Annotated in this window: 11 protein-coding genes; 7 read left to right on the forward strand and 4 right to left on the reverse strand. The window is 62.5% G+C overall.

What is annotated here, in order from left to right; genetic code table 11:
* On the reverse strand, positions 1–1,119 hold the full coding sequence (locus Q0603_RS06845; protein WP_298723923.1) for an efflux RND transporter periplasmic adaptor subunit: 1,119 nt from the start codon (positions 1,117–1,119) through the stop codon (positions 1–3).
* A 152-nt stretch (positions 1,120–1,271) separates the two neighbouring features.
* On the opposite strand from Q0603_RS06845, the gene Q0603_RS06850 reads away from it, so the two are divergent.
* From Q0603_RS06850 to Q0603_RS06860, 3 genes are all read left to right on the forward strand, one after another.
* Positions 1,272–2,198 carry a histone deacetylase family protein gene (locus tag Q0603_RS06850; RefSeq protein WP_298723925.1) on the forward strand — a complete coding sequence of 309 codons (927 nt, stop codon included), beginning with the start codon at positions 1,272–1,274 and terminating at the stop codon, positions 2,196–2,198.
* A gap of 108 nt (positions 2,199–2,306) precedes the next feature.
* A complete protein-coding gene (gene ettA / locus Q0603_RS06855; protein ID WP_298723927.1) occupies positions 2,307–3,989 on the forward strand; it encodes an energy-dependent translational throttle protein EttA in 1,683 nt (560 codons plus the stop codon).
* A gap of 5 nt (positions 3,990–3,994) precedes the next feature.
* Complete coding sequence (locus tag Q0603_RS06860; RefSeq protein ID WP_298723929.1) at positions 3,995–5,581, forward strand: methyltransferase; 1,587 nt, start codon at positions 3,995–3,997, stop codon at positions 5,579–5,581.
* A gap of 6 nt (positions 5,582–5,587) precedes the next feature.
* Here Q0603_RS06860 and Q0603_RS06865 read toward each other — a convergent pair whose 3' ends face one another.
* The 3 genes from Q0603_RS06865 to Q0603_RS06875 form a co-directional block, all read right to left on the reverse strand.
* Positions 5,588–6,475, reverse strand: coding sequence for a DMT family transporter (locus Q0603_RS06865; protein WP_298723930.1), 888 nt, complete (start codon positions 6,473–6,475; stop codon positions 5,588–5,590).
* Complete coding sequence (locus tag Q0603_RS06870) at positions 6,465–7,682, reverse strand: MFS transporter (RefSeq protein ID WP_298723932.1); 1,218 nt, start codon at positions 7,680–7,682, stop codon at positions 6,465–6,467. Before Q0603_RS06870 ends, Q0603_RS06865 begins: the two co-directional genes overlap by 11 nt.
* 79 nt (positions 7,683–7,761) lie before the next feature.
* The gene (locus Q0603_RS06875; protein WP_298723934.1) at positions 7,762–8,805 is read right to left on the reverse strand and encodes an ABC transporter substrate-binding protein; all 1,044 of its coding nucleotides are present in this window, start codon (positions 8,803–8,805) and stop codon (positions 7,762–7,764) included.
* Between the two features lie 320 nt (positions 8,806–9,125).
* Here Q0603_RS06875 and Q0603_RS06880 point away from each other — a divergent pair, with 320 nt between their 5' ends.
* The 4 genes from Q0603_RS06880 to Q0603_RS06895 all read left to right on the forward strand — a co-directional run bounded on the left by Q0603_RS06880 (position 9,126) and on the right by Q0603_RS06895 (position 15,042).
* Complete coding sequence (locus tag Q0603_RS06880; RefSeq protein WP_298723936.1) at positions 9,126–10,328, forward strand: pyridoxal phosphate-dependent aminotransferase; 1,203 nt, start codon at positions 9,126–9,128, stop codon at positions 10,326–10,328.
* Positions 10,329–10,444: 116 nt separating this feature from the next.
* Complete coding sequence (locus Q0603_RS06885) at positions 10,445–10,717, forward strand: ribbon-helix-helix domain-containing protein (protein WP_298723938.1); 273 nt, start codon at positions 10,445–10,447, stop codon at positions 10,715–10,717.
* A gap of 72 nt (positions 10,718–10,789) precedes the next feature.
* Entirely contained in the window at positions 10,790–11,938 is a 1,149-nt protein-coding gene (locus Q0603_RS06890; protein ID WP_298723940.1) for an efflux RND transporter periplasmic adaptor subunit, read from the forward strand.
* A 2-nt stretch (positions 11,939–11,940) separates the two neighbouring features.
* Entirely contained in the window at positions 11,941–15,042 is a 3,102-nt protein-coding gene (locus Q0603_RS06895; RefSeq protein ID WP_298723942.1) for an efflux RND transporter permease subunit, read from the forward strand.
* Positions 15,043–15,064 lie beyond the last annotated feature (22 nt).

The raw sequence follows: 15,064 nt of genomic DNA on the forward strand, positions 1-15,064 counted from the left end.
TCACGATGCCGTTTTGGGCGGCAGGTTTGGCGTTCCCGATATCGGCGGTGTTGCCGGGCGAACCCGCATGCCGTCGCGCAGCTGCTGCAGGCCGGTGACGGCAACCTGGTCATCGTCGCGAAGGCCGCTCAGGATCTGCGCCAATCCGGGCAGGCGTTGGCCGACGGTGACGCGGGTACGGGTCGCCTTGCCGTCATTGATGACATAGACGAATTGCTCGCCGCCCTGGGCCAGCAGCGCCTCCTCGGGCACCACCAGCGAATCCTTCATGACGCCGATGGTCAGCGCGACGGTCATGAACATGCCGGGCTTGATGACGTCATCCGGATTGGGAATGGTGGCACGGACCTTGACTGCCCGCGAGGTCGGATCGATCCGGCTGTCGACGGTTACGACGGTGCCCCGGAAGGTCTTATTCGGCAGGGCGCTGGCCTTGGCGGTGACGGTATTGCCGATCGCGACACCGCTCAGTACGGTTTCCGGTACGTCGAATTCCAGCTTGATGACTGAGGTATCGTCCAAGGTGGTGATGCTGTCGCCCGGCCGCACCAGGGCGCCGAGGCTGACCCGGCGCAAGCCCAGCTTGCCGCTGAAGGGTGCCCGGATCACGCTGTCGGAGAAGCGGGCGCGCTCGGCCGACAGGCGGGCTTCGGCGGCTTCATAAGCCTTGGCGAGTTCATCGACCCGCGCCTGTGCCACACTGCGGCTTTGCACCAATTGTAACGCGCGGTCATAGGCCAGTTTGGCGGCATCGCGGCTGGCGCGCAGCTCGTTGATCTTGGCACTGCTTTCACTGGCTTCCAGTTCCACCAGGATGGTGCCGGCCTTGACCTGTTGGCCTTCCTGGAAATTGATCTTTTCGACGATGCCGTTCGCTTTGGCAGTGATCGTCACCGCCTCGTTGGACTGCGCCGTGCCGACAGCCTCCACCGTGCGGACAATGTCCATCCGGCGCACGGCTGCGGTCTCGACCGGCAGCGCAGGCATGCCGCCGCTACCTGGCGTTGCCGTCTGCGTCTGATTTTTGCCGATGAACGGAATGGCGTCGCGATAAACATAGGCCAGTGCCGCCCCGGCGGCTATGACACCCACGACTATGACCTGGCCCAGAAGTTTCATGTGCTGGAATGGCCCACAAACAATTATTCCCGATCCGACAGCGGCCGCAGCCGTTGCTGAAATCAGCCTCACCATGATCTATTGTATACGTGCGATAGCGTAACGTCCTGCGTTTTTCGCAGTTTGGGAGGGGCCAAGCATATGGTCACGGCATGGTAACGGGGCTGTTTTCGCATAGCGCCTGTTTCGCCCACGACACGGGAGAAGGCCATCCGGAATGCCCGGAAAGGCTGCGGGCGGTGCTGAATCGGCTGGAGGGGGAGGAATTCTTCTACCTCGACCGCCGCGAAGCGCCGCGCGCCACAGCCGCCCAAATCGCCCGGGTGCATCCGGGCGACTATGTGGACCGTATTCTGCGCGGCATCCCGCAGGCTGGGTTGCGCTTCATCGATGGCGATACCATCGTTTCGCCGGGCTCGGGCGAAGCGGCTTTGCGGGCCGCCGGCGCGGTCTGTGCCGCCATCGATGCCGTCATGCAAGGAGAGATGCGCAATGCTTTCTGCGCTGTCCGCCCACCCGGTCATCATGCCGAGCCTAACCAGGCGATGGGTTTCTGCCTGTTTAACAATGTCGCCGTGGGCGCCATGCACGCGCGGGACCGCTGGAAGCTGCAGCGCATAGCGGTGGTCGATTTCGACGTCCATCACGGCAATGGCACCCAGGCCGCCTTCGAGGCCGATGCGGACCTGTTTTACAGTTCCACTCATCAGTATCCGCTCTATCCCGGCACCGGCGCCGCCCATGAAAAGGGTGTTGCCGGGAATGTGGTGAACGTTCCGCTGCGGCCTTTTGCCGGATCGTCGGAATTCCGGCAGGCGATGGAGCGGGTGTTGGTGCGGCTGGAGGGCTTTGCGCCGGAACTTCTGCTGATCTCGGCGGGTTTCGATGCCCATCGCGCCGATCCGCTGGCCCAGTTGCAGCTTACGGATGAGGATTATTACTGGGCTACCGAGCAGTTGCTGGCTGTGGCCCGCAAGTCGGCCCGGGACCGGGTGGTTTCGACCTTGGAAGGGGGGTATGATCTCAACGCCCTGGCCAGCGCCGCCGCAGCGCATGTGCGGGCGTTGATGTTGGCCTAAAGCCCTGGAAAACAGGGGTGAAATAGAGCCCTCGCCGCATTGCGCTGGGGGCCTCGTTTCGATACAACTCAGCCCAATTTTCGCGCAATTATAGCGCCGGAGCGAATTATGGCGTCGTATCAGTACATCTATGTAATGAAGGGCCTGAGCAAGACCTATCCGGGCGGCAAGCAGGTCCTGAAAGACATTTGGCTCAGCTTCCTCCCGGGCGCCAAGATCGGCGTGCTGGGTCTGAACGGCGCGGGTAAATCCACGCTGCTGAAGATCATGGCCGGGCTGGACACGGAATTCACCGGCGAGGCCTGGGCGGCGGAAGGCGTCAGGGTTGGCTATCTGCCGCAGGAACCGCAGCTCGATCCCTCGAAGGACGTGCTGGGCAACGTCATGGAAGGCGTGGCCGAGACCAAGGCTCTGCTGGATCGCTTCGAGGAGGTTTCGGCCAAGTTCGCTGAAATCACCGACGACGACGAGATGAACGCGCTGATCGCCGAGCAGGCGGAGCTGCAGGAAAAGATCGACGCCGCCAATGCCTGGGATCTGCAGCGCAATGTCGAGATCGCCATGGATGCGCTGCGCTGCCCGCCCGGCGATGCCGACGTGACCAAGTTGTCGGGTGGCGAGAAGCGCCGCGTGGCCCTGTGCCGCCTGCTGCTGTCCAAGCCGGACATGCTGTTGCTCGACGAGCCGACCAACCACTTGGACGCGGAATCCGTCGCCTGGCTGGAGCGTTACCTGCACGAATATCCCGGCACCGTGGTGGCGATCACCCACGACCGCTACTTCCTCGACAATGTCGCCGGCTGGATTCTCGAACTCGACCGGGGTTCGGGTATTCCGTGGGAGGGCAACTACTCCTCCTGGCTGGAGCAGAAGGACAAACGTCTGGAGCAGGAAGGCAAGGAAGAGGATGCCCGCCGTCGCACCTTGCAGCGCGAATTGGAGTGGGTGCGGCAAAGCCCGCGCGCCCGCCAGGCCAAATCCAAGGCCCGCCTCAAGGCCTACGAGGAATTGTTGGCGCAGGAGAGCGAGCGCGCTCAGGAGCAGGTACAGATCACCATTCCGCCGGGCCCGCGTCTGGGCAATGTCGTCATCGAAGCCGAGAATCTGCGCAAGGGCTTCGGGGACCGCCTGCTGATCGACGACCTGTCCTTCAAGCTGCCGCCTGGCGGCATCGTTGGCATCATTGGCCCGAACGGTGCCGGCAAGACCACTTTGTTCCGCATGCTCACCGGTCAGGAGAAGCCCGATGGCGGCACGCTCCGCATCGGCGAGAGTGTCAAGATGGGCTATGTCGATCAGAGCCGCGAAAGCCTCGACGACAAGAAGACCGTCTGGGAAGAGCTGTCCAACGGCGACGACATGATCCTGCTGGGAAAGCGCGAGGTGCCGAGCCGCGCCTATTGCTCGTGGTTCAACTTCAAGGGCGCGGACCAGCAGAAGAAGGTCGGCATGCTATCGGGTGGCGAGCGCAACCGCTTGCATCTCGCCAAGATGCTGAAGTCCGGCGCCAATGTGCTGCTGCTCGACGAACCGACCAACGACCTGGACGTCGACACCATGCGTGCGCTGGAAGAGGCGCTGCTGAACTTCGCCGGCTGCGCTATTGTGATCAGCCACGACCGCTGGTTCCTCGACCGTATCGCCACGCACATCATGGCTTTCGAAGGCGACAGCCATGTCGAGTGGTTCGAAGGCAACTTCCAGGATTACGAGGCGGACAAGAAGCGGCGGCTGGGGGCTGACGCCGATCAGCCGCATCGCATCCGCTACAAGCCGCTCGAGCGCGGCTAAGCGCAATGAACCGGCGGGAGCGGCGGCGGCAGAAAAAATCCGGCGGCGCTTCGCCGCCGCTGCGTAAAGTCGTCCGTCCCGCTTCGGTCAGCGACATGCTGCTGGGGCTGGCTGGCGTGCGTGGCCCGGTTCAGGCTGCGCCGCCGGACAAGCTTCCCGAAGATCCCGTCCATTCGGCGCTGGCTCAGATGCGGCTGAACCAGGGCTTGGCCGTTGAACTGGGCAAGCTGGAACAAGCACTGCGCGAGAACCCGGATTCGGAAGCCCTGCTGCATAGCGTTGCGCGCTTGCAGCTGCGGCTCGACCGGCGCGCCGATGCCTTGCTGACGTTCCGCCGTCTGCTGGCGATCAAGCCCGATCATGCGGAAGCCGCGCATATGATCGGTATCTTGTCCGGCGCGGCGCCGGAAAAGCCGGATGCCGCCTATATCGCCGACATGTTCGACCAGTATGCGGACACGTTCGACGAAAAGCTTACCCATTGGCTCGACTATCAGGCGCCGCAGCAGGTCGCCGCTGCGGCACGGGCAGCCTTGGGCGAAGATCAGAAGGTGCGGCGCGCCATCGATCTTGGCTGCGGCACCGGCCTGCTGGGACCTGAGGTGCGCGACCTGGCGGAGCGCCTCGATGGCGTCGATCTGTCTTCACGCATGATCGAAAAGGCGAAGGCGCGCGGCAGCTATGACGAACTGATCGTCGGCGAGATCATTGAAACCCTGCAAGGCCGCAATCAGGCCTACGACTTGATCCTGGCCGCCGACGTGCTGGCCTATTTTGGCGATCTGAGGCCGCTTCTCAGCGCCGTCTGCGCCAGCCTGCATGAAGGGGGCGTGTTCGTCGCAACCGTCGAGAAAGGCGCCGATGGGCGTTATCAGGCGGATAAGACCGGCCGCTATCAGCATGGAGAAAGCTACCTGCGCAAGCGCGCGGCCGAGGCGGGCTTCGTGCTGCTGAGCCTGGAAGAGGTGACGCTCCGGCGGGAAGAAAACCGCCCGGTGCAGGGGTATGTCTTCGCGCTGCGGCGGCTGGCTGCGGATACAGAAACGGACGCCGCGCCTGCTGCGATGCCGGCACTGTCGGTGGACGACCTGCTGGCCAGCCTGGAGACACCGGGTACTGCCATTGCCGCGGCGGCAGCGCAGCATGTCGTCAGCAGCGAAAGGCCGGTGGGCTGGGCCATCGATTTGGGCGGCTGCATGGGCCGCTATGTCGCCGAGTTGCGCCGCCTGGCCCAGCATATCGACATGATCACGCCGGATGCAGACCGCACGCGGCAGCTTTTCGAGGCGGGCGTCTACGACGACACCGATACCGGCGACATCATTCCTTTCCTGGAAGCGCGGCCGGATCATTACGATCTTATCGTGGCTGCCGATGTCTCCTGGCTCAACGGCGACATCGCGCTGCTTTTCTCGGCGGTGAAAATCGCGTTGGCCCTGGCCGGCGCCTTCATCGCCGTCGTGCCGGCTTCTCGGTATGACGAGGCGGCATTGCGCGACATGGTGAAGGCCGAAGGCCTGATCGTGCTGGCGCTGGAGCCAGTGACGCTCACCGACGGCAGTGCCGGCTTCTGCGCGATTGCCGAAAGTTGAGTGCTTTTAATTCTTCCTGGCCATGGCCGTGCGGGTGAGGATCAGTCCGCCGATCACGATGGCGGCGCCGGTCAACTGTACCAGCGAGACATGTTCGCCCAGGAAGGCGACGGTGCTGAGCAGGGCGAAAACGGGGATGAGATACGAGTAAATCACCGAGCGCGCGACCCCAAGCCGCGCGATGCCTTCATACCAGAAGAGATAGCCCAAAGCACCGGCGAGGATGGAGGTGTAGAGAAATGCGCTCCAATGGCCGAGGCTGACAGCAGGCCAATCCACCTCGTTCCAGCCAAGCAGCATGGCGGGCGCCAGCGCGATGGCGCCGAACAGCATCGACCAGGCGGATACATACAGCGCGCCAAGCCGCGCCAGATAAGGCGGTGCGAAGACCGAGTAACAGGCCCAGCACAAGGCCACCGTCAGAAACAGCAGGTCGCCAATCAAACTGCCGCCGCCAACATTGATCGCCGTCACGCTGTTGTTGATCACCAGGAAGACACCGCCGAAAGACAGTACGATGCCCACCCAGGCACGCAGGCCCGGCAGCTGTCCGCGCAGCGAGGTGATCAGCATCGCCCAGATGGGCGAAACTGCCACCAGAATGGCGCCTTTGGAGGCCGCGGTCAGGGACAGCGCGTTGGTCCACAAAAGCTGCATCGCGGTGATGCCCAACAGCCCGAAGCCGATCAGCGGCAGCAGATCCTGGCGCCGCGGCAGCTTCAGCCCCTGTTTCCAGGCCAGCACCGCCATCAATGTGACCGCCGCCAGCAGATAGCGAGTGGAGGCGTAAACGCCCGGCGGCAGCACGTTGAGAACGTATTTTGCAGTGGGGAATGTGTTGCCCCAGATGATGACCGTCAGCAGCAGCAGGGCGTCACCGCGATCAACCTTCATGGGAAGACTCCACCTTACGCAATCCAAACGCTAATCCGGTGCCGATCAGTCCGGCGACAAGCAGTAACCATCGGCCATCATTCCATCCGCCCAGCCAGGCGACCATGGTTGCAAGCCCCGGCGGACCGATGAAGGAGCCGATATTGAGCAACTGAATAACAACGCCGTTGACTGTGGCGATTTCTCCGTGATCGCGCGCCTGAGCCGGAATGCTAGCTAGCACGGCAGCGGGCAGCATACCGCCAAAGCCCGATGCCGCCATCGCCAAACCGATCTTGCCTGCCAAGGGCATGCCATCGGCAAAGCTCAGCACGCCAAACATCCCCATGCAGACGGAGATCGCGGCTATAATCGCCCAGCGCTGCAGACCGCGATGCATTAAGGCCGCCGACGACATGTTGCCGATCACGTTGATCAGCACCACGGCCGCGGTCCCGGCGGTGATCAAGGTTTCATTGTCAATTCCGCTGTCGCGCAGATAGGTGGGAATCCAGGTGACGATGGCGAACCATTGCGTGGTGTAGCAGGCGAAGCAGCCCGCCAGCAGCCATGGCCCGGGGCGCCGCAGCGGCGCAGCGCTGAAGCGCCGCGGGGGCGGCGGTGGCAGGTTGCGCGTCGATCTCGCGATCAATACGGCAGCGACAACCAGCAGGCCGGCAATAAGCAGCCATAGGCCCCGCCACTCCAAGATCAGGCCAACCAGCAAGGCGCCGAACATCCCAAGCGCCACGCCGAACGGCATATAGGTGCTCCACAGACCGAGTGCGAGATTGCGGTCCTGCGGCCGGGTGGCGGCCGCGATCAGGCTGGGCCCGCAGACGACGGTCAGCACGAATCCGAGCCCCTCGATGAGCCGGGCTGCCAGCAGCAGCGCGATTCCTTCGGCGAAGAAGCCGAGCAGATTTCCCAGGGCGGCGATGCCCAATCCCAAGCAAAGCGCCAGCCGGCCGCCGATCCGGTCGGAAGCGAAACCGGCGGCGATGCCGATGGAAGCGCCGATCAGATTGAAAGACGATGCGACAAGGCCTGCCGTCACCAGATCGAGATCGAAGTCGGCGCGTAGATCGGGAAGCAGCGGCGGCAGCTTTCCAAGCTGGATCGAGACCACAACGCCTGCGGCCACCACGGCAACAACGGCTTTCCAATCGGTCGAGGCGGCTGTCCCGGTACGGCCGGGACGCGGCGAGATGGCGGGCGAGGCGGACATTCTTCTTGATTATGGTGAAATGAAAAGGCGGCGGGTCATCCCCGCCGCCTTGGTACTATAACAGGTTTTCAGATTCCGTTCACGGCATCATGCGTTCGGCCTTGGGCGGCAAGAAGCTGTCATCGAACAGCTCTTCCGCCTTCGGGGCGCGGGGCAGGCCGACAGCCTGCGCCACTGCATCCGAAGACCGCTGCAGGCGCGCCATGTCGACACCGCCGAAGCCGTTTTCCTTGACGTACTTCGTCAGCACGTTGCGCTCCAGCGACAGCTTGAGGCGCTTCATCTCCAGCGCTTCGTCGGTCAGGCCATCGCGCGTCTTGGTCGCCTTGATGCCGAGTTCCGGATTGGCGGCAATTTCCTGCCAAGCCTTGATGGTGGCCTTGACCACGCCTTTGATCGCGGCCGGATTCTCCTTGATGAATTTCGGCGAAGCGATGACCGCGTTGCCGTAGAAATCCATGCCGTAATCCGAATACGCGAAGGAGACGATCTCGTCTTCCTTCACGCCGATCTTCTCAAGATCGAGGATCGACGAGAAGTAATGGCCGCTGATGAAATCGACGCTGCCATTCTTCAGGCTGGGCTCGCGCAGAGGAGGCTGAAGGTTGATATGGGTGACCGTCGACTTGTCGATGCCGATCTTGGCAGCGAAGGCCGGAAACAGCTTGAAGGAGGCGTCGAAGACCGGAGCGCCGAGCTTCTTGCCGGCCAGATCCTTCGGCGTCTTGATGCCCGAGGATTTCAGCGCATAGACGCCGAATGGCGGGGCATCGTAGCCCATCATCACCGCCTTCACCTGGGCGTCGGGATTCTTCACATTGTATTCGATCAGCGCATTGATGTCGGCATAGCCCATCTCATAGGCGCCGGTGGCCACGCGTTGCAGCGCGCCGGCAGAGCCCTGGCCGGCGTCGATGGTGATGTCGATGCCCTCGGCCTTGTAATACCCTTTCTGCTCGGCCAGCAGGAAAGCCGAGGTCGGGCCCTGGAAGGCCCAGTCGAGGGTGAATTTCAGCTTGGTCTGAGCCTCGGCCGCGTCGGTGACGCCTAGCCCCAGCGTCAGTGCCAGGCCGGCCGCGGCGTAAGCCAGCCCGCGACGCGAAATACGAGATGCGAAGGTCATAAGAAGAATCTCCCCGTAAGCTTAAGAACTGCCGGTTGTTCGAGTCGCCCCGGCTTTGGCCTAACAGTCTATGTCCGGGCTCACACACCCGCCAAGGGCGAAATCAAACACTGGTCCAGGCGGAACGGTATGCAATTCTCAGTCCAAACTCTGACTGGGCGCGGAGAGCGGGATTTCCGGCCCCGACCCACCGTCGGAAGCGTTTCTGCACAAAGTTGCGCCGGTTTGCCTGCTTTTCCAGCAGGAAGCCCCGTTGCGTTGATGGGTTTAGGGACGTATGGTTCGCCCGCTTTTCCGTTTGCGCCTAGGAGTCGCACCCCATGCCGTTCCTGTCCGATGCTCTCGGCCGCATCAAGCCGTCCGCCACCATTGCCGCCACGCAGAAAGCCCGTGCCCTGAAGGCCGCCGGTCGTGACGTGATCGGGTTGGGCGCCGGCGAGCCGGATTTCGAGACCCCGGCCAATATCCGCGAAGCCGCCAAGGCGGCGATCGATCGTGGCGAGACCCGCTACACCGATGTCGACGGCACCCCGGCTTTGAAGCAGGCGATCATCGCCAAGTTCAAGCGTGAGAACGGTCTGGAGTACAAGCCCGAGCAGATCAGCGTCGGCACCGGCGGCAAGCAGGTTCTGTTCAACGCGCTGCTGGCCACCGTCAATCCGGGCGACGAGGTGATCATCCCGGCGCCCTACTGGGTCAGCTATCCCGATATCGTCAATTTCGCAGGCGGCACGCCTGTCTTTGTGACCGGCAAGGCCGAGGATGGCTTCAAGCTGCGTCCCGAGGCGCTGGACGCTGCAATCACGCCGAGGACCAAGTGGCTGATCCTCAACTCGCCGTCCAATCCCTCGGGCGCCGCCTATACGCGCGATGAACTGAAGGCGCTGACCGATGTCCTGCTCAAGCATCCGCATGTCTGGATCTTGACCGATGACATGTACGAGCATCTGACTTACGACAATTTCGTCTTCACGACGCCGGCCCAGGTCGAGCCCGCGCTATATGAGCGCACGCTCACCATGAACGGCGTCTCGAAGGCCTATTGCATGACCGGCTGGCGTATCGGATATGCCGGCGGTCCGGTGCAACTGATCAAGGCGATGGCGAACCTGCAGTCGCAGTCGACCTCGAACCCGTCCTCTGTCAGCCAGGCTGCTGCCGTCGAGGCGCTGAACGGCCCGCAGGACTTCATCCCGAAGAACAATGCGGTCTTCAAGCAGCGCCGCGACCTGGTGGTCTCGATGCTGAACCAGGCCAAGGGCATCCATTGCCCGAAACCGGAAGGCGCCTTCTATGTCTATCCAAGCTGCGCCGGCACCATCGGCAAGACCAGCAAGGGCGGCATCAAGATCAATAACGACCAGGATTTCTGCAACGCTCTTCTGGAAGAGAAGGGAGTTGCGGTCGTGTTCGGCGAGGCCTTCGGCCTCAGCCCGCATTTCCGCATTTCCTACGCCACCTCGACCGAGGCGCTGAAGGATGCCTGCGCGCGAATCCAGGAATTCTGTGCTGAGCTGTCGTAATTTCTACACGGCAGCGCGTGACGGCGGTCACGCCGCTGTGAGGGCCCGCTTGGCGCGTATAACCGCCAATGCTAAACACCCCTTCACGCGGCCTGCCCGGCCGTGCGGATGACGACATGCCGACTACCGTCCTGAAACGCTCCGTTGTGGTCGGCGGCCATCGGACCAGCATCTCCCTGGAGCAGGCCTTCTGGGAGGCGTTGCGAATCCTGGCGGCTAAGGACGGCAAGACCATCAATCAGATGGTCAGCGATATCGACGCTGCACGCTCGGGCAATCTGTCGAGCGCAATCCGGGTCTGGGTCCTGGAATGCGCGAAACGGGGGCTGCTGCAGTCGGAGGAAACCGCCGAAAGAGCGGGCATGCCGGCTGGAAAGCAAGACGAGTAAGCCGCGTCGTTCGGGGGATTTTCAGTTAGGACAAGATGTGCGCTCCCGGACGGCCCCATAGGAGAGGCTGTTATGCGCGCCACACATTTTATGACCACTCGGGTTTTCACCACTCGGGCGGTCATGCTGCTGGGTCTGTTGTCTCTGACGGCTCTGGCGGCCTGCGAGCAACCGCCCCCGCCGCCTGAGCCGGTCCGTCCGGTGCGCGTGACCACAGCCACGCCTCAGGTTTTCGAAAGCCGCTCCAGCTATACCAGCGAGGTTCGAGCCCGCTACGAGACCAATCTGGCCTTCCGCGTCGGCGGCAAGATCGTCGCCCGCTATGTCGAGGTCGGCTCGGAAGTAAAGAAGGGCACGTTGCTCGCCCGTCTGGATCCTGAAGATACGCGTCTTGCGATTCAGAATGCGAAAGCGCAGGTCAGCGCGGCGCAGGCGAATTTCAATCAGGCCCAGATCGAACTCAATCGATACAAGAAGCTGTTCGAAGGCAAGGTGATCAGCCAGGCTGAACTAGACCGCCGGCAGAACACCTACAACACCGCCGAGGCGCAGCTCGAAAGCGCGAAGTCGCAGCTTCGCGTGGCGCAGAACCAGATGGACTATACCGAGCTGCAGGCCGATGCCGATGGTGTCATCACTGCGATCAGCATCGAGGCCGGCCAAGTGGTATCTGCCGGTCAGACGGTGATGAAGCTGGCAAGACCGGAAGAAAAGGAGGTGGTGTTTAATGTCGCCGAAAACCGCCTCGACGAGTTGCGCAACGCCACTGCAATCGCGGTCAGCCTCTGGGCGCAGCCAGACAAGGAATATGCCGGCGTGGTGCGCGAGATCGCGCCGGGCGCCGATCCGGTGACGCGCACCTATGCAGTGAAAGTCACGGTGCTGAACCCGCCGGCCTCCATGCGCCTTGGTATGACTGCCACCGCCTCAATCATCCGACGCAGCGATGCCAGCGTGATTCCGCTGCCACTTTCGGCGCTGTATCAGCAGGGCGATAAGCCAGCCGTCTGGATCTATTCCCCCAAGGAGGATGCCGAGCAGGGCAGCGTGACGCTGCAGCCGGTGCAGGTCGCGGCCTATATCGAAGACGCCGTGCTGATCGCCGGCGGCCTGAAGGCGGGCGACAAGGTGGTGACCGCCGGCGTGCATAAGCTGATCCCTGGACAGACCGTGCGCGTGCTGCCTGAGATCAATGGCGTGACCGCGGGGGCGAAGCTGTGAAGATGGAAGCCCCGTCGGGCGGCGGCGACCGCTTCAACCTGTCGGCCTGGGCCCTCAACCATCGATCGCTGATCGGCTTTTTGATGGTGCTGCTGCTGGCAGCCGGCACGCTGTCCTATAACCAGCTTGGCCGTGCCGAGGATCCGGATTTCACCTTCAAGGTGATGATTGTGCGCGCCAACTGGCCTGGCGCCACTGCGCGCGAGATGGAACTTCAGGTCACCGACAAGATCGAGAAAAAGCTGCAGGAGACGCCATATCTCTACTACGTGCGCAGCTATTCCAAGCCGGGCGAGTCGACCATCTTTGTCAATCTGCGCGATGACACGCCGCCCAAGCTGGTATCGGACATCTGGTATCAGGTGCGCAAGAAGGTGAGCGATATCCGCCACACCCTGCCGCAGGGTGTGCAGGGTCCGTTCTTCAATGACGAATTCGCCGACACCTTCGGCACGATCTATGCCTTCACCGCAGACGGCTTCACCCATCGCGAGTTGAAGGATTACGTTGAGGATGTGCGCGAAGAGGTGCTGCGCATCAAAGACGTCAGCAAGGCAGAACTGCTCGGCGTGCAGCCGGAGAAAATCTTCATCGAATTCTCCCACAAGAAGCTCGCCAATCTTGGCATCAGTCCGCAGCAGATCCTAAATGTCATCCAGCAGCAGAACAGTCAGACGGCATCCGGCGTGATCCAGACCGCGTCGGATCGGATCGCCACGCGGGTCAGCGGCGATATCGAAACGGCGCGCGGCCTGGCCGAACTGTCGATCCAGGCCAACGGCCGCCTGATCCGGCTCGGCGACATCGCCGATATCAAGCGCGACTATGCCGATCCGCCCAGCCCGCGTTTCCGCTACAACGGCCAGGAAGCCATTGGTCTGGCGATTTCCATGGCCAAGGGCGGCAACATGATCGCTCTGGGCGAAGCGTTGAAGGAAACAATGGCACGACTGAAGGCCGACATGCCGGTCGGCATCGAAGTCTATCAGGTGGCGGACCAGCCGACTGTGGTGCAGCGCTCTATCGCGGAATTCATGAAGGTCCTGTTCGAGGCGGTTGCCATCGTCCTGGCTGTGAGCTTTCTCAGCCTTGGTCTGCGCAGCGGCGTGGTGGTCATGCTCTGCATCCCGCTGGTACTGGCGATCACCTTCGTGTGCATGCAGATATTCGGCATCGACTTCCACCGTATCTCTTTGGGCGCGCTGATCATCTCGCTCGGCCTTCTGGTTGATGACGCGATCATTGCGGTCGAGATGATGCAGGTGAAGATGGAACAGGGATTCGACAGATTCAGCGCCGCCAGTTTTGCCTATACCTCGACCGCCTTTCCGATGCTGACCGGCACGCTGATCACGGCGGCCGGCTTTGTACCGGTGGGCTTCGCGAAGTCGGCAGCCGGTGAATACACCTTCTCGATCTTTGCGGTGGTGACGATCTCGCTGCTGGTCTCCTGGGGGGTGGCAGTGATCTTTACCCCCTTCATCGGCTACAAGCTGCTGCCGGACCCGAAGCCCGGCAAGCACGGCCATGGCGACGAGGTCTACCAGCGCGGCATCTATCGCTTCGTGCGGCCCGTCATCGAATGGTGCGTGCGCCGCCGCTGGATTGTCATTGCTGCCACCATTGGTCTTTTCTTCGCCAGCGTCGCCGGCTTTGGCCTGGTGCAGCAGCAATTCTTCCCGGCATCCAACCGGCCGGAATTGATGGTCGACTTGCGCCTGCCGCAGGGCGCCTCCATCGCCGCCACCCAGCAGGAGGCGTTGAGGCTGGAAGCACTGCTGGATGGTGATGAGGACATCATCAATTACACGACTTATGTTGGCAGCGGCGCGCCGCGCTTCTACCTGCCGCTCGATATTCAGCTCGCCAACGACAACTTCGCCCAGGTGGTGGTGCTGACCAAGGGCGATGCCGAGCGCGAGCGGGTGCGCGACAAGCTGATCAAGGCCTTCCAGGAAGACTTCACTCTGCTGCGCGGCCGCGTGAACCGGCTGGAGAACGGCCCGCCCGTGGGCTTCCCCGTGCAGTTCCGCGTCAGCGGCCCGGATCCGATGGAAGTGCGCCGCATTGCCTATCAGGTCGGCGATATCATGCGGGCCAATCCGAATACGCGCGATGTCAATCTGGATTGGGACGAACTGAGCAAAGTCGTCAAGCTGGATGTCGACCAGGCCAAAGCCCGTCTGCTGGGGATTTCCTCGCAGGACCTGGCGACGACGCTGAACTCCATCGTCTCCGGCATCACGGTGACGCAATATCGCGAAGGCCGCGAACTCATCGATGTCGTAGCCCGCGCTGAAGCGGCGGAACGCCTCAGCCTGAACGGCATCAAGGATATCAATGTGGCCGGCGCTGAAAGCGCCCGTCCGGTGCCGCTCAGCCAGGTGGCAGAAATTTCCTACGGCCTGGAGGAGGGCATCATCTGGCGGCGTGACCGCCAGCCGGTGATCACGGTGCGTGCCGATATCGTCGACGGCATCCAGGCGCCGGTGGTTTCGAAACAGATTGATCCGAAGCTGGATGAACTGCGCGCCAAGCTGCCGCCTGGTTATCGCATCGTCATGGGCGGCGCGATCGAGGAAAGTGCTAAGGCCAACGCGTCCATCGGCGCGGTGGTGCCGGTGATGATCGGCATCATGGTCACTCTGCTGATGGTGCAGCTGCAATCGGTGTCGCGCATGCTGCTGGTGCTGCTGACTGCCCCACTGGGCCTGATCGGCGTGACGCTGGGCCTGCTGACCTTCAACGTGCCCTTTGGCTTCGTTGCCATGCTGGGAGCCATCGCACTGGCTGGCATGATCATGCGCAACTCGGTGATCCTGGTCGATCAGATCGAACAGGATATCCGGCGCGGTGAGCAGCAATGGGATGCCATTGTGAATGCGACGCTGCGGCGTTTCCGGCCCATCGTGCTGACGGCGCTGGCGGCCATCTTGGGCATGGTGCCGCTATCAACCAGCAATTTCTGGGGGCCGATGGCCTTTACTATCATTGGCGGCCTGCTGGTCGCGACGCTGCTGACGCTTCTGTTCCTGCCGGCGCTTTATGCCGCCTGGTTCCGCGTCAAGCACCCGGACAAGGTCAGGGGAGCCGTCACCGCCTAACCGGTGAGCCTGAAGATGTGGA

Source organism: uncultured Ferrovibrio sp. (genome assembly GCF_937960835.1).
In the GTDB taxonomy this organism is placed as follows: domain Bacteria; phylum Pseudomonadota; class Alphaproteobacteria; order Ferrovibrionales; family Ferrovibrionaceae; genus Ferrovibrio.